At 43.7% G+C, this 19011-nt stretch carries 27 protein-coding genes and 1 pseudogene; 21 read left to right on the top strand and 7 right to left on the bottom strand.

Features of this window, described 5'->3' with window-relative positions; genetic code table 11:
- Positions 1-216: 216 nt before the first annotated feature.
- Both MKI85_RS07220 and MKI85_RS07215 read left to right on the top strand, forming a co-directional pair.
- On the top strand, positions 217-1089 hold the full coding sequence (locus MKI85_RS07220) for an acyl-CoA thioesterase (RefSeq protein ID WP_100241852.1): 873 nt from the start codon (positions 217-219) through the stop codon (positions 1087-1089).
- 231 nt (positions 1090-1320) lie between these two features.
- Positions 1321-2565, top strand: a complete 1245-nt coding sequence (locus MKI85_RS07215) for a dicarboxylate/amino acid:cation symporter (RefSeq protein ID WP_241626355.1) — start codon at positions 1321-1323, stop codon at positions 2563-2565.
- On the opposite strand, the gene MKI85_RS07210 is transcribed toward MKI85_RS07215, so the two are convergent.
- The 7 genes from MKI85_RS07210 to MKI85_RS07180 all read right to left on the bottom strand — a co-directional run bounded on the left by MKI85_RS07210 (position 2562) and on the right by MKI85_RS07180 (position 9843).
- Positions 2562-2981, bottom strand: coding sequence for a VOC family protein (locus MKI85_RS07210; protein WP_241626353.1), 420 nt, complete (start codon positions 2979-2981; stop codon positions 2562-2564). The two genes, MKI85_RS07215 and MKI85_RS07210, sit on opposite strands and share 4 nt — an antisense overlap.
- 94 nt (positions 2982-3075) lie before the next feature.
- Positions 3076-4020 carry a metal-dependent hydrolase gene (locus tag MKI85_RS07205; RefSeq protein WP_241626351.1) on the bottom strand — a complete coding sequence of 315 codons (945 nt, stop codon included), beginning with the start codon at positions 4018-4020 and terminating at the stop codon, positions 3076-3078.
- A 122-nt stretch (positions 4021-4142) separates the two neighbouring features.
- Positions 4143-5006, bottom strand: coding sequence for a ribosome biogenesis GTP-binding protein YihA/YsxC (gene yihA / locus MKI85_RS07200; RefSeq protein WP_241626349.1), 864 nt, complete (start codon positions 5004-5006; stop codon positions 4143-4145).
- 87 nt (positions 5007-5093) lie between these two features.
- On the bottom strand, positions 5094-5540 hold the full coding sequence (locus MKI85_RS07195; RefSeq protein ID WP_241626347.1) for an RrF2 family transcriptional regulator: 447 nt from the start codon (positions 5538-5540) through the stop codon (positions 5094-5096).
- An 84-nt stretch (positions 5541-5624) separates the two neighbouring features.
- A complete protein-coding gene (gene hmpA, locus MKI85_RS07190; RefSeq protein ID WP_241626345.1) occupies positions 5625-6833 on the bottom strand; it encodes an NO-inducible flavohemoprotein in 1209 nt (402 codons plus the stop codon).
- Positions 6834-7086: 253 nt separating this feature from the next.
- Positions 7087-8637, bottom strand: a complete 1551-nt coding sequence (locus tag MKI85_RS07185) for a helicase HerA-like domain-containing protein (RefSeq protein WP_241626344.1) — start codon at positions 8635-8637, stop codon at positions 7087-7089.
- Positions 8638-8655: 18 nt separating this feature from the next.
- On the bottom strand, positions 8656-9843 hold the full coding sequence (locus MKI85_RS07180) for a PLP-dependent transferase (protein ID WP_241626342.1): 1188 nt from the start codon (positions 9841-9843) through the stop codon (positions 8656-8658).
- 160 nt (positions 9844-10003) lie between these two features.
- Here MKI85_RS07180 and MKI85_RS07175 point away from each other — a divergent pair, with 160 nt between their 5' ends.
- The 19 genes and pseudogenes from MKI85_RS07175 (at position 10004) to rplR (ending at position 19010) form a co-directional block, all read left to right on the top strand.
- Entirely contained in the window at positions 10004-10738 is a 735-nt protein-coding gene (locus MKI85_RS07175) for a type 1 glutamine amidotransferase (protein ID WP_241626340.1), read from the top strand.
- A 261-nt stretch (positions 10739-10999) separates the two neighbouring features.
- The gene (gene rpsJ, locus MKI85_RS07170) at positions 11000-11311 is read left to right on the top strand and encodes a 30S ribosomal protein S10 (protein ID WP_000070912.1); all 312 of its coding nucleotides are present in this window, start codon (positions 11000-11002) and stop codon (positions 11309-11311) included.
- Positions 11312-11371: 60 nt separating this feature from the next.
- Positions 11372-12010, top strand: coding sequence for a 50S ribosomal protein L3 (gene rplC, locus MKI85_RS07165; RefSeq protein ID WP_241626338.1), 639 nt, complete (start codon positions 11372-11374; stop codon positions 12008-12010).
- Positions 12011-12021: 11 nt separating this feature from the next.
- Positions 12022-12624, top strand: coding sequence for a 50S ribosomal protein L4 (rplD, locus tag MKI85_RS07160; RefSeq protein ID WP_016168601.1), 603 nt, complete (start codon positions 12022-12024; stop codon positions 12622-12624).
- A complete protein-coding gene (rplW, locus tag MKI85_RS07155) occupies positions 12621-12941 on the top strand; it encodes a 50S ribosomal protein L23 (RefSeq protein WP_241626336.1) in 321 nt (106 codons plus the stop codon). The genes rplD and rplW overlap by 4 nt, the downstream gene beginning before the upstream one ends.
- An 11-nt stretch (positions 12942-12952) precedes the next feature.
- A complete protein-coding gene (rplB, locus tag MKI85_RS07150) occupies positions 12953-13777 on the top strand; it encodes a 50S ribosomal protein L2 (protein ID WP_116761960.1) in 825 nt (274 codons plus the stop codon).
- Between the two features lie 19 nt (positions 13778-13796).
- Positions 13797-14072 carry a 30S ribosomal protein S19 gene (gene rpsS / locus MKI85_RS07145; RefSeq protein ID WP_004281508.1) on the top strand — a complete coding sequence of 92 codons (276 nt, stop codon included), beginning with the start codon at positions 13797-13799 and terminating at the stop codon, positions 14070-14072.
- A 9-nt stretch (positions 14073-14081) separates the two neighbouring features.
- A complete protein-coding gene (gene rplV / locus MKI85_RS07140) occupies positions 14082-14411 on the top strand; it encodes a 50S ribosomal protein L22 (RefSeq protein ID WP_004691320.1) in 330 nt (109 codons plus the stop codon).
- Between the two features lies 1 nt (position 14412).
- A pseudogene (gene rpsC / locus MKI85_RS07135) lies at positions 14413-15178 on the top strand (30S ribosomal protein S3).
- Complete coding sequence (gene rplP / locus MKI85_RS07130) at positions 15172-15585, top strand: 50S ribosomal protein L16 (RefSeq protein WP_241626334.1); 414 nt, start codon at positions 15172-15174, stop codon at positions 15583-15585. Before rpsC ends, rplP begins: the two are co-directional and overlap by 7 nt.
- Positions 15585-15782: a 50S ribosomal protein L29 gene (rpmC, locus tag MKI85_RS07125; RefSeq protein WP_004650482.1), complete on the top strand. Its 198-nt coding sequence runs from the start codon at positions 15585-15587 to the stop codon at positions 15780-15782. Before rplP ends, rpmC begins: the two co-directional genes overlap by 1 nt.
- On the top strand, positions 15779-16036 hold the full coding sequence (rpsQ, locus tag MKI85_RS07120) for a 30S ribosomal protein S17 (RefSeq protein WP_241626332.1): 258 nt from the start codon (positions 15779-15781) through the stop codon (positions 16034-16036). Before rpmC ends, rpsQ begins: the two co-directional genes overlap by 4 nt.
- A gap of 89 nt (positions 16037-16125) precedes the next feature.
- Positions 16126-16494: a 50S ribosomal protein L14 gene (rplN, locus tag MKI85_RS07115; RefSeq protein ID WP_001982634.1), complete on the top strand. Its 369-nt coding sequence runs from the start codon at positions 16126-16128 to the stop codon at positions 16492-16494.
- Positions 16495-16503: 9 nt separating this feature from the next.
- A complete protein-coding gene (rplX, locus tag MKI85_RS07110) occupies positions 16504-16821 on the top strand; it encodes a 50S ribosomal protein L24 (RefSeq protein ID WP_241626330.1) in 318 nt (105 codons plus the stop codon).
- Between the two features lie 16 nt (positions 16822-16837).
- Positions 16838-17374 (top strand): 50S ribosomal protein L5, encoded by a 537-nt coding sequence (rplE, locus tag MKI85_RS07105; RefSeq protein WP_241626328.1) that lies wholly within the window; start codon positions 16838-16840, stop codon positions 17372-17374.
- Positions 17375-17383: 9 nt separating this feature from the next.
- Positions 17384-17689 carry a 30S ribosomal protein S14 gene (gene rpsN / locus MKI85_RS07100; RefSeq protein WP_106984040.1) on the top strand — a complete coding sequence of 102 codons (306 nt, stop codon included), beginning with the start codon at positions 17384-17386 and terminating at the stop codon, positions 17687-17689.
- Positions 17690-17702: 13 nt separating this feature from the next.
- Complete coding sequence (gene rpsH, locus MKI85_RS07095; RefSeq protein ID WP_241626326.1) at positions 17703-18098, top strand: 30S ribosomal protein S8; 396 nt, start codon at positions 17703-17705, stop codon at positions 18096-18098.
- 13 nt (positions 18099-18111) lie between these two features.
- Complete coding sequence (rplF, locus tag MKI85_RS07090) at positions 18112-18645, top strand: 50S ribosomal protein L6 (RefSeq protein ID WP_131264509.1); 534 nt, start codon at positions 18112-18114, stop codon at positions 18643-18645.
- 14 nt (positions 18646-18659) lie between these two features.
- Entirely contained in the window at positions 18660-19010 is a 351-nt protein-coding gene (gene rplR, locus MKI85_RS07085; protein WP_016654892.1) for a 50S ribosomal protein L18, read from the top strand.
- The last annotated feature ends 1 nt before the right edge of the window (position 19011 follow it).

The raw sequence follows: 19011 nt of genomic DNA, 5'->3' as shown, positions 1-19011 counted from the left end.
CATTTTCTGACAAATTTACTGCTTATGCCAAGATTCTAGCGTTAAACCACATATTTTTAGCAATTAAATTTGAAAATTACAGTGACAGCACGGTCAATTAATCTCTAGGGGATTGGTCAACATTTATGTAATATAGGTTTAGAGTGAATACTCCTGTCGTCTTTCTAATCAACACCGATTTTGCAGGTGTGTATAAAATTTAAAAACGGGTCTCCTATGAATGCCTTAACTCAAGAGTTGGTCGAACTCCTTAGCCTTGAAAAAATTGAAGAGAATATTTTTCGCGGTCAAAGCCGTAATTTAGTGGGTAAGCGTGTTTTTGGTGGACAAGTTTTAGGACAGGCATTGCGTGCCGCATCATATACGGCAGATCGTCCTGCACATTCCTTACATGCTTATTTTTTGTTTGGCGGTGATGTCAATGCACCGATCATTTATGAAGTGGATCGTTTAAGAGATGGCAAAAGTTTTGTCAGTCGTCAGGTGCGTGCCATTCAGCATGGACGTACTATTTTTACTGCCATGGTGTCGTTTGCAGAGCCTGAAGACGGCCTGAATTATCAGATTCAGGAACCAGATTATCCTGCACCGATGCAGGTGAAATCGGAAGCTGAACTGAAAAAAATGATGGTGGAGTTTGTACCTGAGAATGTTCGTGCCAGCTTTATGCGTGACCGTCATGTCGAGATTCGCCCGATTGATCCAGCAAATCCGTATCAGCCACAACCTGCCGCGCCGTCTTATGCGCATTATATTCGCACGCATGACCGTATTGCGGCAGAGATCGATGAGGTGTCATTGCATCAGGCAATTGCTGCGTTTTATTCAGACTTTACTTTAATGACCACAGCATTACGTCCGCATGGTTTAAGCTGGTTATCGCCAAGTTTACAATGTGCCAGTATTGACCATGCTATGTATTTCCATAAGCCATTCCGTGTAGATGACTGGATGTTATATGACATGGATGCCACCGTGAGTGCGAATTCACGTGGACTGAATTTTGGACGGATGTGGCAAAATGGTGAGTTGGTGTGTAGCACCACCCAAGAAGGTTTGATTCGGCTCAGGGAAATTGAAACGCAATAAGATTTAAAAAGATGTTCATACCCCAAGAAGTCTCATTTTAATGGGGCTTTTTTTGTTTTTAATGAATTGTCGGAGATAAGGGTGTCTACGTAAATGATCAACTGGATCTAGGCTAGTTAAGGTGAGTTGGTTTGCCGCAGCCTGCTACATGTTTTGGACAAGAAAAATTCGATTTCCACGTATAAGGTATGCCATAGTGGTGTGACTTTAAAAGATAAAATTACTTTCGTTATGAGCTTAAATACTCAAATCTTAATTGCGGCCATTCTGGGGATCGCGTTTGGATTTCTACTTAGTGTATTTCCACAGAGTAGCTTTTTTTCGACCAGTTTATATGGCTTGGGCATTATCAGTAGTATTTTTATCGGCTTATTAAAAATGCTGTTGATTCCCCTGATTTTTAGCTCGATTGTGGTCGGGGTATCTAACTTGCAAGCGGGTGGGCAGTTAGGGCGAGTCTGGAAAATCACCGTCGCTTGCTGTGTCACGACTACCACTTTAGCCCTAATTTTGGGTATTGGCAGTGCGCATTTATTTGATGTCGGTAAGGGGGTAGATATTGCCTTATTCCAGAATGAGATGAATCAATACCAAACTCCTGATACCCTGACGCCGTCCTCATTCTTTACCAATTTTATTCAAAACACCCTAATCAATCCGTTTAAAGCTTTTGCTGAGGGTAATGTTTTGGCAGTGGTGGTGTTTGCACTGTTTATTGGTGTAGCACTGGTGCATGGGGGAGAGCGATTTAAAGCGGTGCGTCAGCTTGCAGGACAGTTTTTTGAAATCATGATGCTGATGATTCGTTGGGTAATGAAACTGGCGCCGTTAGGAATTTTTGCACTTTTAGCCAAGCTGATTGCAACCGAAGACCTTTCTGTATTGAGCCGATTGGCAGAATTTGCTGTGGTGGTCACAGGAACCACTATTTTCCACGGGGCGGTGGTTTTACCGTTGCTATTATGGATTTTTGGCAAGATGGATCCTGTGACCTTCTTTAAAGGCACACGAGCCGCGTTAATCACCGCCTTTGCCACCAGTTCCAGTTCAGCCACCATGCCGCTATCCATGAAATGCGCACAAGAGAATCTCAAAGTGAGTCCTGCAACAGCGGGTTTTGTGATTCCGTTGGGGACGCAGTTAAATATGGATGGTACGGCACTTTATGAAGCCGCTGCTGCTTTGTTTATTGCTAATTTAATCGGTTTGGATTTAAGCCTTGGGCAGCAAGTGATTGTCTGCTTAACTGCAATGATTGCTTCTTTAGGTGCACCAGGGATTCCAAGTGCAGGCATGGTTACCATGATTATGGTCTTGCAATCGGTGGGCTTGCCCGCAGAAGCAATTGCGATTTTACTGCCGATTGACCGCTTGCTTGATACCGTGCGAACCGTAGTGAATGTACAAGGCGATATGATGATTAGTGTGGTGGTCGATCGTCATACCCGTCACATTCCTAATGAGTCGAACGCTTAGCTTGGTTCCCAACAGGGATTCCAGACAATTTCCCAGAGATGTGCATTTGGGTCTTGAAAATAGCCAGCATAGCCGCCGTAAAAGGTGGCTTGTGCAGCTTTAGTGATGGTTGCACCCGCTTTTTCAGCACGCATCATAATGGCATCGACTTCTGCTGCTGAGCCAACATTATGCCCCAGAGAAAATCCAGTCGGGCACAAGGGGGTTAAAGCCAAACCTGAGTCTAGGCCCAAACTTTGTTGAGGCCACAGCGCCAATTTTAAACCAGATTGCAGCTCAATAAATGCAACTGCACCGTTTTCATATTCCTGTCCAATAATCCCTTCACTTTTAAAGCCCAATCCTTGGCAGTAAAAATCCAGTGACGCTTGTAGGTCATGCACTGCAAGGGTCAAAACACTGAGATGAGGATGCATAAGGGGCGTACTCAATCGGAAAGTGAATTTCAGGATGAGTGAAAAAGCAGGAGAATTCAGCCTACTTTTTGTAGTGTTCCGATAGGTGGGTGGTTCAAGCGACTTTAAGCATCGCGCGTAGTGCCGCGGGGGATTGATCTAAATAGGCAACAGCATCCTCTGTTTTGGCTTCATGTACTGGATCGTACCACGGCATTAAATAACCCAGCTGTTGCGAAATTAGCCAAAGCGGGTTGGGCAGTAAGCCATTGTTGTGTTGTGAAATGGCATACCACTCGCGCCAAATCCACGGTTTGTATAGTGCTGGGCGTATGGAGTTAAAACGTGGGTCTTGTTGCATGATATGCGCGGTACCATCTACCCACAGTCCAAGTACCGCAGCGATCACCACTACACTGAGGTAGTAACGTGCCAGATAACCACCCCCCAAATGGCGGTACACATCGAATGCTACGGTACGGTGTTCAATTTCTTCGGCACCATGCCATTTCACCAAATCAAGCATGGTAGGGTCTGCACCACGCTGTTGCCACTCGGTATTGTAAAGTGCATATTTACCTAAGACACAGGTCATGTGTTCCACCGTCGCAACAATTCCAAGACGGAACAAGTCCCACTGATGCTCGAAGGGTTTGGGGATATTCAGGCCCAGAGGTTGATCTGCCAGTAATTTGCCAAACAGGAAGTCCATCAGATTCAGATTGCGCTGGATATCGATCTGGCGTTCGCGCAAATAGTCTTTGTTGGCAGAGTTGTGTGCCTGTGCATGCATGGCTTCTTGGCGGATAAAAGCCTGTACATCTTGTTTGAGTTTTTCATCCTGAATTTGTGGCAACACTTTATTGTACAGGCGACAAAACCAGAACTCGCCTGCGGGTAAAATCATGTTAATTTCATTAATAAAATAGCTAACAAAAGGCTGGTCAGGCACCCAGTCTACAGGGGTATTTTGCCATTCAAATTTCACTTTGCGTGGTTGAATTCTATATTGAATGGAAGAGCCAATTTTTGTTCTGTTTAGTCGTTGTAAGAGTTTCATTCTACGATCTCAAGCATTTTTAACGCATTGAGGGCAGTATGAAAAAAATGTCCCGCAATGTGTTTAGCAATGCGGGACATTTCAATATCAATTCATGATGAGTTGATTGAATTTAGTGGAACTTAATCCTGTTTAGGGGCTTGCTCAGCTGCTTCTGCTGCAATTTCTTCTGCTTCAAAAATGTCACCTTCATCATCTTCAAGGTCGTCTTCCATTAACGCATCTTCTTCTGCATCTGGAATCAGCGCCAAATCAAACTGGGTAGATTGCTCAAGAGTAAAGTTCAGACGTCCGCCCATGATACTGGCAAGCTCTTCCAAGCCTTGTTTGTTGAGTGAGGAAAACAATTGAATTGAGAAATCTAGTTTCATTTTCTTCAATTGCTGTTTCACTTCCAACAAGACTTTGTTGGCAGGACCACGGTTCAACTTGTCCGATTTGGTCAATAACACGTGTACAAACAATTTACGCGAATAAGCCCACTCCAGCATCATTACATCGAAGTGTTGTAGTGGATGGCGGATATCCATTAATAACACTAAACCTTGTAAGCTTTGACGATGAATGAGATAGTTTTCCAGTTCCTTTTGCCACACAATTTTCATGGCTTCAGGAACAGCCGCATAGCCATAACCGGGTAAGTCGACCAGACGTTGGTCTGGATTACCCAAACTAAAGAAGTTGATCATTTGAGTACGACCAGGTTTCTTTGAGGCGCGCGCGAGTTGTTTTTGATTGGTTAAGGCATTAATGGCACTGGATTTACCCGCATTCGAGCGTCCTGCAAAGGCAATTTCGTAACCCGTATCTTCTACGCATAAGTTGAGCTTGGGTGCACTCATTAAGAATGCTGCTCTACGTAGCCAGTTGAGCGCACGTACAGCATATTCAGTAATTGCAGGATCCATCTTTTTTTCATAGCTGATCTTCTGCTTAGGCGCTTGAGCGGCTTTACTGTTTTTTGATTTTCCTCTGCTGTGGTGCATAACTCAACTTCATTCACTAGTTTTCAAGTGCCTAGTATAAAGGAAGTCGCTCATACACGCGAATTTTCCTCTAGATACTCTAACTTCTTATAGATTGAGCAGTTCAATCCCATTTTGAATGGTCTTGCTGTTTTTTGCGTTAGAGCGAGCCAGAACTTCACCTAATGTGTATTGATTTAAATGTTGATAAAACTGTTCGAGTGCCTGATCTAAAATACTTTTTAAGCCGCAATTGCTTCTGAGTACACAAGGGGGATTGTTGCATTCTACAATCGGATTTTCACCTTGCAAAATTCGAACGGCTTCGCCCACTTGTAGATGCACTGCTTCTGGGTTTAAACGGATGCCGCCACCTTTACCACGGGTAGTAATCAACCAGTTCTGTTTCCCCATAAAATGCACAATTTTGACCAAATGGTTTTGTGACACTTTCAGGTCCGCGGCAATTTCCGCAATGGTATAAGCACTGTCTCTCGGTCGTGAAATATACATCAGAATGCGCAGGGCATAATCGGTAAATTTATTTAGCTGCATGATTGTGCTCATCTTTTTTGAGATGAATAGATAGGGCTAGTCTATCACAGACTAGCCCTATTAGGTATGCATGCGATCGGAAGCTTAGATGCGCACACCACCTGTACCAAATGCTTCACTATGAATTTGTTCAGGTTTAATGCCGCGTGCAACCAACGCTTGGTGTTGTTCAGCCATAAACGGCATTGGGCCGCAGAGGTAGTAATCGGCATTGACTGGTAAAACAGCCGCATCCATTGCACCTAAATCTAAACGTCCAGCAACATCATAATCTTCGCCTAAAACATCACCTTCATGCGGAAACTCATAGGCAGTAAATGTGCTTAAACGTGGATACTTGTCTTTTAATTCATGAATGTGTTTTTTCATGGCATGTACTTGGCTGCTACGACATGCATGAATAAAGCTCACAGGTTGTGGCATATCCATAGTCACCAACTGATTCAGCATTGCAATCATTGGTGTCAAGCCAACACCACCACTAATAAATACATTACGTTTACTTGGATCGATCAGGTAGAAATTCCCTGTAGGTGCTGAAACTTCAACTTCAGCACCTTCTTCCAAACTGTGTAAGGTAGAAGATACCCAACCTGCAATTTGCTCACCTTTTTCATCTTCTCGTTTTACTGAAATACGTAAATAGTCCGCTTGTGGGCTATTGGAAAGCGTATATTGACGAGGCTGTTTATGTCCAAGTTGTTCGACAAAAACGCGAATCGAAATATATTGACCTGCTTCATATTTCGGTAATTCGCCGCCATCAACAGGTGCTAGGTAGAAAGAGGTGATTTCGTCGCTTTCAACCATTTTTTTGGCGATTTTGAAATTACGCCAGCCTAACCAACTGCCTTTGGTTTGCTGATGTTGATCATAAATCGCTTTTTCGGTGCTAATAAACAGATCTGCCAATTGACCATAAGCCGCAGCCCAAGCACCAATTAATGGATCTTCCATCGAAATATTCAGCACTTCACTGATTGAATGCAGCAGGTTCTCACCCACAATATTGTAGTCAGGCGCTTGAATGTTCAGGCTGACATGCTTATGCGCAATCAGTTCAACTACAGGTAACAAAACCGAAGGATCTTCGATATTTTCGGCATACGCCAGTACCGCACCTGCCAAAGCCTGAGCCTGAGCACCACTGCGTTGATGCCCCATATTAAATGTTTCTTTTAAGTTAGGATTGTTACCTAACATGCGGTTATAAAAATAGCCTGTTAGTGCGACGCCATTTTCACGAAGAACGGGAACAGTTGCTTTTACGAGTTCAATTTGCTGCGGAGTCATTTTGCGATCTCACTGGCTGTTATTTATAAGATGTATTTAAAATACATATTTAATATTTTATTTGCAATCTCTTTTTAACACAAAACCCTATTTTTTTTATGGAATAAAATAAATCGGGAGGTTGTGTGAAAATAGAGGGTCAAACTAAATGTTGATACGGATGCAATTTTTGTTTCAATAATCGGTTTGGGTTGAAAAAATTATGGTTATTGTACTGAGCAGCTAAAGCTAAATTTAAGCTGTAATGGGAAGGTTATTTCCCACCAAATAAAGAGCCCAATAAACCGCGCACAATTTTTTGCCCAGTCGAGCCACCTAAACTACGGGCAGCACTTTTGGCAAAGGTTCCCACAATATCTTGAGTGAGCTTTTCCCGCTGCTTGGCAGCACGATCCGCTTCTTTTTGTTGTTCACGTGCCAAACGTTCCTGCTCCTTGGCGTGCTGTTTGGCGAGTACTTCTTGTTGTTTGGCTTGTTCTTTAGCGGCTGCTTCAGATTCAGCTTGCTGTTGGCGTTCGACAACTTTTTGTTGTAGTAATTCATAGGCGCTGTCACGGTCAACACTTTGTTCATAGACGCCCGCCACAATACTCTGTGCCATTAAGGTTTTGCGAGTCTCGGGTAAAATAGGATTAAACGCCGAGTAGGGAGGCATGACCCAGCCACGTTCAACCATTTGTGGTGTACCTTGTTCGTCCAGACAGCTAATTAAGGCTTCGCCTACGCCCAATTCGGTAATGGCTTGCTCGACATCAAAACTAGGATTGGCTCGAAATGTAGCGGCTGCCGTTTTAACTGCTTTCTGGTCTTTCGGGGTGAAGGCCCTTAAGGCATGTTGAACGCGATTTCCCAGTTGTCCGAGTACACTTTCGGGTAAATCTAGGGGGGTTTGGGTTACAAAATAAATCCCGACGCCTTTGGAGCGAATCAGGCGTACTACTTGTTCAATTTTTTCTTGTAAGGCCGCACTAGCATTATCAAACAGTAAATGAGCTTCATCGAAGAAAAACACTAGTTTTGGTTTGTCCATGTCTCCAACTTCTGGTAGTTGTTCAAATAATTCCGAGAGCATCCATAGCAGGAAAGTGGCGTAGAGTTTAGGGGTGTTCATCAGTTTGTCGGCTGCCAGCAGGTTGATATAGCCGCGACCTTCACTATCAGTCTGTATAAAATCAAGAATATTTAAGCTAGGTTCCCCAAAAAACTGATCACCACCCTGATCGGCAAGAGCCAGTAAATTACGCTGGATAGCACCTAAACTGGCAGGGGAGAGATTGCCATATTCGGCTTTAAAATCGGCGGCATGCTCGCTGACATAGCTGAGCATGGCTTTTAAATCTTTAAAGTCGATTAATAGTAGCCCTTGATCATCGGCAATTCGAAAAACTGCGGATAAGACGCCTTCTTGAGTGTCATTCAAATTCAGCATTTGTGCCAATAACAGTGGTCCAATTTCGGAAACTGTACTGCGAATGGGATGACCTTGTTCACCAAATAAATCCCAGAACACAACAGGTGAGGCAGCAAAAGGAATGACATCAATGCCCAATGTTTTAATGCGTTCATCGAATTTAGGGCTACTGCTGCCTGCTTGAGCCAGACTGGAGACATCGCCTTTGGCATCGGCTAAAAAAACGGGAACACCAATGCGTGAAAAACTTTCTGCCAGTACCTTTAGGGTTACGGTTTTACCCGTACCTGTTGCACCTGCAATTAGACCATGCCGATTGGCAAATTGAGAATGTAAAACGATCTCTTGTGTGGTATCTGTGGTTTTTTTTGCAATGGCGATTGGTGTACTCATTTTTCACCTGTTTTAGAATTATTCGAGCTGTTTTAATGCATTTTGAATATCTTGAACTAAATCCTCAGCATCTTCTAGTCCTATACAAAAGCGCACCAATAAACCTTGTTGTAAATGTGTATGTTTGAGTGAGCGCATGTGATTCAGCTCATATAGCATGACTAGGCTGATTGGACCACCCCAGCTAAAACCGAGCTTAAATAAATTCAGATGATCGCAAAACTTTCGCACCGCTTTTAAGTCGTATTCTGGTTTGAAGAGCACACTGACCAAACCTGCACTTTTGCCTGTTTGGCAAACCTGTTTCCAGTATTCATGGCCTGCAGCATTTGTATCACTTGGATGTAACACCTGACTAAATTGTGGTTGCTGCTTTAACCATTGAAGTAATGTCAAGGTGGACTGTGCTTGTTGATCATAACGAATCGACATATGCGCCAAGCTGCGTTGAATCTGGGCAGTATCATCACCAGACACCGCAATGCCCTGAATGGCGTGCATGCGGAACAATTGCTGATGTAGATGTTGGTCACGTGTGACCACAGAACCCATTAAGATATCGCCACCACCACTTGGGTATTTGGTCAGGGCATGCACGCTGATATCGACAGCCAAATGTTCTGCTGAAAAGTCAAAAGGATTAAAGGCTAAGCCTGCTCCCCAGGTATTATCCAGTACAGTTAGAATTTGCTGTGATTGGGCTTTTTTAACCAACCCGACCAAGTCAGGAAATTCCAAAGTGACCGATCCTGCGGCTTCGAGCCAAAGTAGCTTGGCATGACTTGAAGGATTGAAGCTTTCAAGATCAATCGGGTTATAAACGCAAACTTGAATCCCATAACGTTTTTCCAGATTACGCAGATGTTCCATATTTGGACCATAGACATTATCAGGCACCCAGACTTCATCGCCTTGTTTGAGTAAAGCAGAATTGACTAAGTTAATCGCAGACAATCCACTTGGTGCTAATAGGCAATATTCGCCACCTTCAATTTGTGCAATTTGATCAGCTAAAGTAAAGGTGGTTGGAGTGCCATGCGTTCCGTAACTGTAGTCATAAGGATCGGTCCAGTGGCGATTAAATAGTGCATCGGTGTTTTCAAAGATGATGGTGGATGCACGAAACAGGGGAGGTTGAACGCTGGAAATATACTGTGGTGCTTTTCTTGGTGCATGAATCAGCGCAGTTTGAGATTTCTTGTTCAAGATGTGACTCATATAAAGAGTAAGATGCGCTCTAGATTAAGAGAATCTATGGATTTTCGCTACCGAATTGGTAAGAACTGTAAAAACACGCTACCTAACTAAAAGTTGGCTTCAATTTTGCTAAATCCTTGAGGAAAGCTACAACAATAGGTTACAGCGCATGAAGTCGCATTTAAAAGTACATTATTTTCAGCATATTGCTGGTGAAGGGTTCGGTAGTTGTTATGAATTTCTAAAAGCCCATAAAGCTCAGATTACAGCCACAGAGTTTTTTGCCTTGCCTGTGGATTTACCCTTGGAAATTGAGGCTTTGCCACAGGTAGAGGATGTAGATTTATTAATTATCATGGGTGGAACCATGAGTGTGAATGATGAAGTCAATTTCCCTTGGCTCAAGATTGAAAAACGTTGGCTAAGACGTTATCTCGCACTTGGTAAGCCTGCCATCGGATTGTGCTTGGGCGGGCAATTGATTGCCAACGCTTTAGGTGCGGCAGTAAGTAAAACCAGTATGCAAGAATTGGGCTGGACGACGGTACGTAAAGTCCCGCATGTGCCACAGGATTGTTTTGAACTGCCAGAGTATTTTAATGTGATGCAATGGCATAGTGAAACCTTTGAAATTCCGAAAGGGGCGATTCATTTGGCTGAAAATGATGTGTGTCGCAATCAAATGTATCAAATTGGAAAGAATGTACTAGGATTTCAGTTTCACCCAGAGATTACCCCTGAAACTTTGAGTTTGTTCTTGGACAATGATGAAGAGTTCGCTAATTTTTCGGGTACTTATGTACAAATAGAAAGGGAGTTGAAACATACTCCAAAAGCACAGTTTTTGCAGGGTAATCAATTGCTCAATCAGGCCATAGAGTATGTACTGCAGAAAACAGCATAGTGCTTAAATAATAAACAATTGAAAATCATAAAAATATGAAAAAAAGACTAAAAAAAGCAAATTGGATTTGCTTAAGCGTTAAACAATCGCTATAATAAGTGACCCTTCAACGCAAGGGGTTAACTGCGAAGAAAGTAGTTAACATCGTGACAGTCATGGCATCGATCATGACCTTAGTGATTTTCACTGCCTTTGATACTTACCAATAGGTGAGATGCGTCAAGGGTGATTCTTTATATATTTGGCTTGGAGTTAACTGGTATGTCTAACCAGAGAATTCGTATCCGTCTTAAGTCTTTTGATCATCGTTTAATTGATCAATCTGCTCAAGAGATCGTAGAAACAGCAAAACGTACTGGCGCACAAGTTTGTGGTCCAATCCCGATGCCAACTCGCATCGAACGTTTTAACGTTTTAACATCACCACACGTTAACAAAGATGCGCGTGACCAATACGAGATCCGCACTTACAAGCGTTTGATCGACATCGTTCAACCTACAGATAAAACTGTTGATGCATTGATGAAGTTAGATCTTGCAGCTGGTGTTGATGTTCAGATCGCTTTGGGTTAAGGCTTTCGGTTAATTAACATTTTTAAAGTTAATTAGGCCGCTTTTTTAGAGGTTATGCACATGGCTATTGGTTTAGTCGGTCGCAAGTGCGGTATGACCCGTATCTTTACAGATGCTGGTGTTTCTGTACCTGTAACAGTGATTGAGGTTGATCCTAACCGCATCACTCAAATCAAAACGCTTGAAACTGATGGTTATCAAGCGATTCAAATCACTACTGGTGAACGTCGCGAATCTCGCGTAACTAGCGCTCAGAAAGGTCACTTCGCGAAAGCTGGTGTTGCTGCTGGTCGTCTAGTTCAAGAATTCCGCGCTACAGAAGCTGATCTTGAAGGTCGTGAAGTTGGTGGTATTCTAACTGTTGACTTGTTCACAGTTGGTCAAATCGTTGACGTTACTGGTACGTCTAAAGGTAAAGGTTTCCAAGGTGGTGTTAAGCGTTGGAACTTCCGTACCCAAGATGCTACTCATGGTAACTCGGTTTCTCACCGTGTTTTAGGTTCTACTGGTCAAAACCAGACTCCTGGTCGCGTATTCAAAGGCAAAAAAATGGCTGGCCATTTAGGTGCTGAACGCGTAACTACACAGGGTCTTGAGATCGTTGCTATCGACACAGAACGTTCAGTTCTAGTGGTTAAAGGCGCGGTTCCTGGTGCTACTGGTGGCGACGTTACCGTTCGTCCTACGATCAAGGCCTGAGGGGAAATAACGTGAATTTAAAAACTGTTTCCGGCTCTGCTGTTGAATTATCTGAAGTTGCTTTCGGTCGTGAATTTAACGAAGCTCTTGTACACCAAGTTGTTACAGCTTATTTAGCTGGTGGTCGTCAAGGTTCGAAAGCTCAGAAATCGCGTGCTGATGTATCTGGCGGTGGTAAAAAACCATTCCGTCAAAAAGGTACTGGCCGTGCTCGTGCTGGTTCTATTCGTAGCCCAATCTGGGTTGGTGGTGGTAAGACTTTTGCTGCTCGTCCACAAGATTGGTCTCAAAAAGTTAACCGCAAAATGTATCGCGGTGCAATGCAATGTATCTTAGCTGAACTTGTTCGCCAAGATCGTCTTGTGTTGGTTGAAGAGATTGCTGTTGCAGCTCCAAAAACTAAAGAATTGCTTGCGAAACTTAACGACTTGAATGCTACTCGCGCATTGATCGTTACGGATGCTGTAGATGAGAATCTATATTTAGCAGCGCGCAACATTCCACACGTTGATGTGGTTGATGCTACTGCAATCGATCCTGTTAGCTTGATCGCGTTCGATAAAGTTGTTATGTCTGTTGCTGCTGCTAAGAAAATTGAGGTAGAACTCGGATGAACAACGAACGTATCTATCAAGTCCTACAAGGACCTGTATTCTCAGAAAAAGCACAAGTTTTAGGCGAAACAGCTGGTGTTCAAGTTTTTAAAGTTGCAGTTGATGCAAACAAACTTGAAATTAAAAAAGCTGTTGAGCAATTGTTTGGTGTAGAAGTTGTTAAAGTTAACACGACTATCACTAAAGGTAAGACTAAACGCTTTGGTAAAACTATCGGACGTCGTTCTGATGTTAAAAAAGCATACGTCACCCTGAAAGCTGGCCAAGATGTTGAAATGGCTGACTTGGGCGATACCGCTGAAAGCACAGCGGAATAAGGACGAGAATTATGCCTATTCAAAAATGTAAGCCAACGTCTCCAGGACGTCGCTTTGTAGAGAAAGTCGTTCACGACCATCTTCACAAAGGTGCGCCTTATGCGCCGTTGGTAGAAGCTAAAAAACGTACTGGTGGTCGTAATAATAACGGTCACATCACGACTCGTCACGTTGGTGGCGGTCACAAGCAGCACTACCGTCTTGTTGACTTTAAACGTAACAAAGATGGCATTCCTGCAACTGTAGAGCGTATTGAATACGATCCTAACCGTACAGCACACATTGCACTTGTATTGTATGCTGATGGTGAGCGTCGCTACATCATCGCGCCTAAAGGTCTTCGCGCTGGCGATAAAGTTCAATCTGGTAACGATGCTCCAATTCGTCCAGGTAACTGCTTACCGCTTCGCAACATGCCTATCGGTTCTACTCTTCACAACATCGAACTTAAAATCGGTAAAGGCGCGCAATTAGCTCGTTCAGCTGGTACTTCGGTTCAATTGTTGGGTCGTGACGGTTCTTACGCTATCGTTCGTTTACGTTCTGGTGAAATGCGTAAAATTCACGTTGAGTGCCGTGCAGTTCTTGGTGAAGTTTCTAACCAAGAAAGCAACCTTCGTTCACTTGGTAAAGCAGGTGCAGCACGCTGGCGTGGCGTTCGTCCTACCGTTCGTGGTATGGCGATGAACCCAGTAGATCACCCGCACGGTGGTGGTGAAGGTCGTAACAAAGGTATTCAACCTGTAAGCCCATGGGGTCAAAAAGCTAAAGGGTACAAGACACGTACCAATAAGCGTACGACTAAGATGATTATTCGCGACCGTCGCGTTAAGTAACAAGTAAAGGAATCTGACAATGCCTCGTTCTCTGAAAAAAGGCCCATTCGTCGATGCGCACTTGTTCGCTAAGGTTGAAGCGGCTATTGCGGCTAATAACCGTAAGCCGATCAAAACTTGGTCGCGTCGTTCGATGATCCTCCCGGATTTTGTTGGTTTAACAATTTCTGTACATAATGGCCGTAACCATGTTCCAGTGATCGTATCTGAACATATGGTTGGTCACAAACTAGGTGAATTCGCGCCAACTCGTACCTATCGTGGTCACGGTGTTGACAAGAAATCTAAACGTTAAGGTGCTATGATGGAAGTTACTGCTAAATTACGCGGTGCCGCTATCTCGGCACAAAAAACTCGTTTGGTTGCAGACCTAATCCGTGGCAAATCTGTTGCTCACGCGCTTAACATCTTGAACTTCAGCAACAAAAAAGCTGCAGTTTTGGTGAAAAAAGCATTGGAATCTGCAATTGCAAACGCTGAACATAATAACAGTTTAGATGTAGACGACCTTAAGGTTACTACGATTTACGTTGATGAAGGCACTAGCCTTAAACGTATTATGCCACGTGCTAAAGGCCGTGCGGATCGTATTACTAAGCGTACTTGTCACATTACCGTTAAGGTAGGGGTTTGATATGGGTCAGAAGGTTCATCCAATCGGTATCCGCCTTGGTGTTGTAAAACGTCATAACGCCAACTGGTATGCGAGTCCGAAACAATACGCTGAATACTTGCTTAAAGATTTGCAAGTTCGTGAGTTTTTAACTAAAAAACTTAAGAACGCAATGATCAGCAATATTCTTATCGAACGTCCTACAGGCGCTGCTAAAGTAACTATTAGCACTGCTCGTCCTGGTATCGTTATCGGTAAAAAAGGCGAAGACATTGAGAAATTACAGCGCGAATTAACATCTATTATGGGTGTTCCAGCGCAAGTAAGCATCAACGAAATCGATCGCCCAGACTTAGATGCTCGTTTAGTTGCTGAAGCAATCGCTTCTCAATTAGAAAAGCGTGTTATGTTCCGTCGTGCTATGAAGCGTGCGGTACAGAACTCTATGCGTGCTGGTGCTAAAGGTATCAAAGTTGAAGTTTCTGGCCGTTTAGGTGGTGCAGAGATCGCTCGTACTGAATGGTATCGTGAAGGTCGTGTACCTTTGCATACACTTCGTGCGGACATCGACTACTCAACTATGCGTGCTGAAACAACTTACGGTACGATTGGTGTTAAAGTTTGGATCTTCCGTGGTGAGATCTTGGGCGGCATGAAACAAGTCATGAACCCAGCTCCTGCTGAAGAGCGCCCAGCTAAACGCGGTCGTGGTCGTGGTGAAGGTCAAGAACAACGTCGTGGACGTCGTAATGACCGTGCTGCTGACAAGGGAGAATAATCCATGTTGATGCCTAAACGTACCAAATTCCGTAAAGTGCAAAAGGGCCGTAACACTGGTCTAGCGCACCGTGGTAGTACAGTATCATTTGGTACAATCGCACTTAAAGCAATTGAACGTGGTCGTATGACTTCACGTCAAATTGAAGCTGCGCGTCGTACCATTAGCCGTCGTGTTAAGCGTGGTGGTAAGATCTTTATCCGTGTATTCCCAGACAAACCAATTACTGAAAAGCCATTAGAAGTTCGTATGGGTAACGGTAAAGGTAATGTGGAATACTGGGTTTGTGAAATCAAACCAGGTAAGATCCTGTACGAAATGGCAGGTGTGAACGATGAGTTGGCAACTGAAGCTTTCAAGCTTGCTGCTGCTAAACTTCCGTTTAAAACCACTATCGTGACTCGGACGGTAATGTAATGAAAACTAAAGATCTACGTGAAAAGTCGGTAGAAGAGTTGACAGCTTTGCTTGATGAGCAACAGCTTAACCAATTCCGTCTTCGTATGGCTAAAGCAACTGGTCAATTGGGTAAGTCGCATGAAGTTGCGCTTACTCGTAAAACAATTGCTCGTATTAAGACCCTCCTTACCGAAAAACAGGGGAACGGACAATGAGTGAAAAAACAGTCCGCACGTTAACCGGCAAAGTAGTAAGCGACAAAATGGACAAGTCTATTGTTGTGCTTATCGAACGTCGTGTTCAACACCCGTTGTATGGCAAATCAATCCGCCGTTCAACTAAATTACATGCTCATGATGAGAACAACACCGCTAAGATTGGCGATCTTGTAACCATCAAAGAAAGCCGCCCAATTTCTAAAACTAAGTCTTGGACATTAGTTGAAGTTGTTGAAGCTGCTGCTGAGTAATTAAACGTTCTTGCATCATCGGTCAATTTCGAGTACTCTTTGAGCCTTTCGAAATTGCGACCGGTGATGCACGGTTTTGGAGTAGGGCAATGATTCAAACCGAAACTATGCTCGACGTAGCAGACAACAGTGGTGCCCGCCGCGTACAATGTATTAAAGTACTTGGTGGTTCACATCGTCGTTATGCTTCTGTTGGCGACATTATTAAAGTTACTGTAAAAGAAGCTATTCCACGCGCACGTGTTAAAAAAGGTGACGTGATGAATGCTGTAGTTGTACGTACAAAGTTCGGCATTCGTCGTCCAGATGGTTCTGTGATCCGTTTTGATGACAACGCAGCTGTAATTTTGAACAACAACAAAGCGCCGATTGCAACTCGTATTTTCGGACCAGTGACTCGTGAACTTCGTACTGAACAGTTCATGAAAATCATTTCATTGGCTCCTGAAGTTCTATAAGAGGCACTCATGGCTAAGATTAAAAAAGGCGATCAAGTAATTGTGATCGCAGGTAAAGAAAAAGGCAAACAGGGTACTGTTCTGTCTGTTTCTAATGACTTGGTTAAGGTTGAAGGCCTTAACTTAGTGAAGAAGCATCAAAAGCCGAACCGTGTTACTGGCGCTGAAGGCGGCATCGTAACTCAAGAAGCTTCGCTTCATATTTCTAACGTGGCAATTTTTAATGCTACAACCCAAAAGGCTGACCGTGTTGGTTACCAAGTGATTGATGGCGTGAAAACTCGCGTTTACAAATCAAATGGTGAATCAGTGGCGGTAGCGAAGTAATAGGTTGAAATAGGCAATGGCCAGACTTAAAGCGCGTTATAACGACGAACTTAAAGCTCAATTACAAGAACAATTGGGCATTAAGAATGTGATGGAAATTCCTCGCATCACTAAAATCACGATCAACATGGGTGTTGGTGCAGCAGCTGCTGACAAAAAACTCCTTGATGGTGCTCTTGCAGATATGCAAGCAATTGCTGGTCAAAAACCAGTGCTTACATTAGCTCGCAAATCAATCGCTGGTTTCAAAATTCGTGATGGTTGGCCGATCGGTTGTAAAGTTACTTTACGCGGCGAACATATGTACGAATTCTTAGACCGTTTGATCTCTATCGCGATCCCTCGTATCCGTGACTTCCGTGGTTTCTCATCGAAATCATTTGATGGTCGTGGTAACTACTCTATGGGTCTTAAAGAGCAAATCGTTTTCCCTGAAATCGATTTCGATAAGATTGATCGTATTCGTGGTATGGATATTACCGTTACTACGACTGCTCGCACCGATGACGAAGGCCGTGCGCTTATGCGTGCATTCGGCTTCCCGTTCAAATAAGAGGTCGATATGGCTAAGAAAGGTATGATTAATCGCGAATTGAAACGCGAAGCTACTGTTGCTAAATTTGCTGCAAAACGTGCTGAATTAAAAGCTACGATTGCAAATGTAAATGCAAGCGACGAAGAGCGTTTCGAAGCGATGATGAAGTTACAAGCATTACCACGTAATGCGTCTCCAGTACGTCTTCGTAACCGTTGTGGTTTAACTGGTCGTCCTCATGGTTACTTCCGTAAGTTCGGCTTAAGCCGTAACAAATTACGTGACACAGTAATGCAAGGTGATGTACCGGGCGTTGTTAAGGCAAGCTGGTAAGGAGCGACTATAAATGAGTATGCAAGATACCGTTGCCGACATGTTAACTCGTGTTCGTAACGCACAAATGGCAAAGAAACAAACAGTTTCAATGCCTAATTCTAAGTTGAAGGTTGCAATTGCAAACGTACTTCAACAAGAAGGTTATGTTTCAAACGTAGAAGTTGCTGAAGTTGAAGGCAAAGCTACTTTGACCATCACTTTAAAATATTTCGAAGGCAAACCAGTTATCGAAACTGTGAAGCGCGTAAGCCGTCCAGGTCTTCGCCAATATCGCGGTAAAGATGCACTTCCGAGCGTTAAGCAAGGTTTAGGTGTTGCAATTGTTTCTACAAGCAAAGGCATCATGACTGATCGCGCTGCACGTGCTGCAGGCGTTGGTGGTGAAGTTATTGCTTTTGTTTCTTAATAGGTGATTCCTCATGTCTCGTGTGGCTAAAGCCCCAGTAACTGTACCTAACGGTGTTACAGTTACTCAGAACGGCCGGCAGGTCGAAGTGAAAGGCAGCAAAGGTACATTGTCTTTCAACCTGCATGCGCTGGTCGAGCTTAAACAGGAAGACGGTATTGTAGCTGTTGCTCCAAAAGCTGAGTCGAAAGACGCTTGGATGCAAGCTGGTACTGCTCGCGCTGTTCTTAACAACCTTGTAAAGGGTGTTAGTGAAGGCTTCGAACGTAAGTTACAACTTATCGGTGTTGGTTATAAAGCTGCGGTTAAAGGTAACATTGTTAACCTTAACCTTGGTTTCTCTCACCCGATCGACTATACGCTTCCTGAAGGTGTAACTGCTGAAACTCCTACAGCAACTGAAATTATCCTTAAATCTGCTGATAAAGCACGTTTAGGTCAAGTTGCTGCAGATATCCGTGGTTACCGTCCACCAGAGCCTTATAAAGGTAAAGGTGTTCGTTATTCTGACGAAGTTGTACTTCGTAAAGAAGCTAAGAAGAAATAAGGCGCGAGGTTCTTATGAACGAAAAGAAACAATCCCGTTTGCGTCGTGCGAAAAGCACACGCTTGCACATCCGTGCGTTGGGTGCGACTCGTTTGTGTGTAAACCGCACGCCGCGTCACATCTATGCTCAAGTTATCTCAGCAGATGGTGGCAAAGTTTTAGCGCAAGCTTCAACTTTAGATGCTACTTTACGTGCGGGTACAACTGGTAATATTGAAGCAGCGACTAAAGTAGGTGCTTTAATCGCAGAGCGTGCTAAAGCAGCTGGTGTTACTAAAGTTGCATTTGACCGTTCTGGTTTTAAATATCATGGTCGTATCAAAGCCTTGGCTGATGCTGCTCGTGAAAACGGCTTGGAGTTCTAAT

The sequence above is a fragment of the Acinetobacter zhairuonensis genome, from assembly GCF_022601715.1.
Lineage (GTDB): Bacteria > Pseudomonadota > Gammaproteobacteria > Pseudomonadales > Moraxellaceae > Acinetobacter.
The sequence above is the reverse complement of the archived record's forward strand: the minus strand, read 5'-3'. Positions and strand labels throughout refer to the sequence as shown.

Bases quoted from the DNA above. Each gene is read 5' to 3' on its own strand.
- rplW (WP_241626336.1), top strand. From the start codon at position 12,621: ATGAACAACGAACGTATCTATCAAGTCCTACAAGGACCTGTATTCTCA.
- rplV (WP_004691320.1), top strand. From the start codon at position 14,082: ATGGAAGTTACTGCTAAATTACGCGGTGCCGCTATCTCGGCACAAAAA.
- rplP (WP_241626334.1), top strand. From the start codon at position 15,172: ATGTTGATGCCTAAACGTACCAAATTCCGTAAAGTGCAAAAGGGCCGT.
- rplF (WP_131264509.1), top strand. From the start codon at position 18,112: ATGTCTCGTGTGGCTAAAGCCCCAGTAACTGTACCTAACGGTGTTACA.
- MKI85_RS07220 (WP_100241852.1), top strand. From the start codon at position 217: ATGAATGCCTTAACTCAAGAGTTGGTCGAACTCCTTAGCCTTGAAAAA.
- MKI85_RS07175 (WP_241626340.1), top strand. From the start codon at position 10,004: ATGAAGTCGCATTTAAAAGTACATTATTTTCAGCATATTGCTGGTGAA.
- hmpA (WP_241626345.1), bottom strand. From the start codon at position 6,833: ATGACTCCGCAGCAAATTGAACTCGTAAAAGCAACTGTTCCCGTTCTT.
- MKI85_RS07205 (WP_241626351.1), bottom strand. From the start codon at position 4,020: ATGAAACTCTTACAACGACTAAACAGAACAAAAATTGGCTCTTCCATT.
- rplX (WP_241626330.1), top strand. From the start codon at position 16,504: ATGGCTAAGATTAAAAAAGGCGATCAAGTAATTGTGATCGCAGGTAAA.
- MKI85_RS07195 (WP_241626347.1), bottom strand. From the start codon at position 5,540: ATGCAGCTAAATAAATTTACCGATTATGCCCTGCGCATTCTGATGTAT.
- rpsN (WP_106984040.1), top strand. From the start codon at position 17,384: ATGGCTAAGAAAGGTATGATTAATCGCGAATTGAAACGCGAAGCTACT.
- MKI85_RS07215 (WP_241626355.1), top strand. From the start codon at position 1,321: ATGAGCTTAAATACTCAAATCTTAATTGCGGCCATTCTGGGGATCGCG.
- rplN (WP_001982634.1), top strand. From the start codon at position 16,126: ATGATTCAAACCGAAACTATGCTCGACGTAGCAGACAACAGTGGTGCC.
- rpmC (WP_004650482.1), top strand. From the start codon at position 15,585: ATGAAAACTAAAGATCTACGTGAAAAGTCGGTAGAAGAGTTGACAGCT.
- rpsJ (WP_000070912.1), top strand. From the start codon at position 11,000: ATGTCTAACCAGAGAATTCGTATCCGTCTTAAGTCTTTTGATCATCGT.
- rpsQ (WP_241626332.1), top strand. From the start codon at position 15,779: ATGAGTGAAAAAACAGTCCGCACGTTAACCGGCAAAGTAGTAAGCGAC.
- rplB (WP_116761960.1), top strand. From the start codon at position 12,953: ATGCCTATTCAAAAATGTAAGCCAACGTCTCCAGGACGTCGCTTTGTA.
- MKI85_RS07210 (WP_241626353.1), bottom strand. From the start codon at position 2,981: ATGCATCCTCATCTCAGTGTTTTGACCCTTGCAGTGCATGACCTACAA.
- rpsH (WP_241626326.1), top strand. From the start codon at position 17,703: ATGAGTATGCAAGATACCGTTGCCGACATGTTAACTCGTGTTCGTAAC.
- rplR (WP_016654892.1), top strand. From the start codon at position 18,660: ATGAACGAAAAGAAACAATCCCGTTTGCGTCGTGCGAAAAGCACACGC.
- MKI85_RS07185 (WP_241626344.1), bottom strand. From the start codon at position 8,637: ATGAGTACACCAATCGCCATTGCAAAAAAAACCACAGATACCACACAA.
- rplE (WP_241626328.1), top strand. From the start codon at position 16,838: ATGGCCAGACTTAAAGCGCGTTATAACGACGAACTTAAAGCTCAATTA.
- rplC (WP_241626338.1), top strand. From the start codon at position 11,372: ATGGCTATTGGTTTAGTCGGTCGCAAGTGCGGTATGACCCGTATCTTT.
- yihA (WP_241626349.1), bottom strand. From the start codon at position 5,006: ATGCACCACAGCAGAGGAAAATCAAAAAACAGTAAAGCCGCTCAAGCG.
- rpsS (WP_004281508.1), top strand. From the start codon at position 13,797: ATGCCTCGTTCTCTGAAAAAAGGCCCATTCGTCGATGCGCACTTGTTC.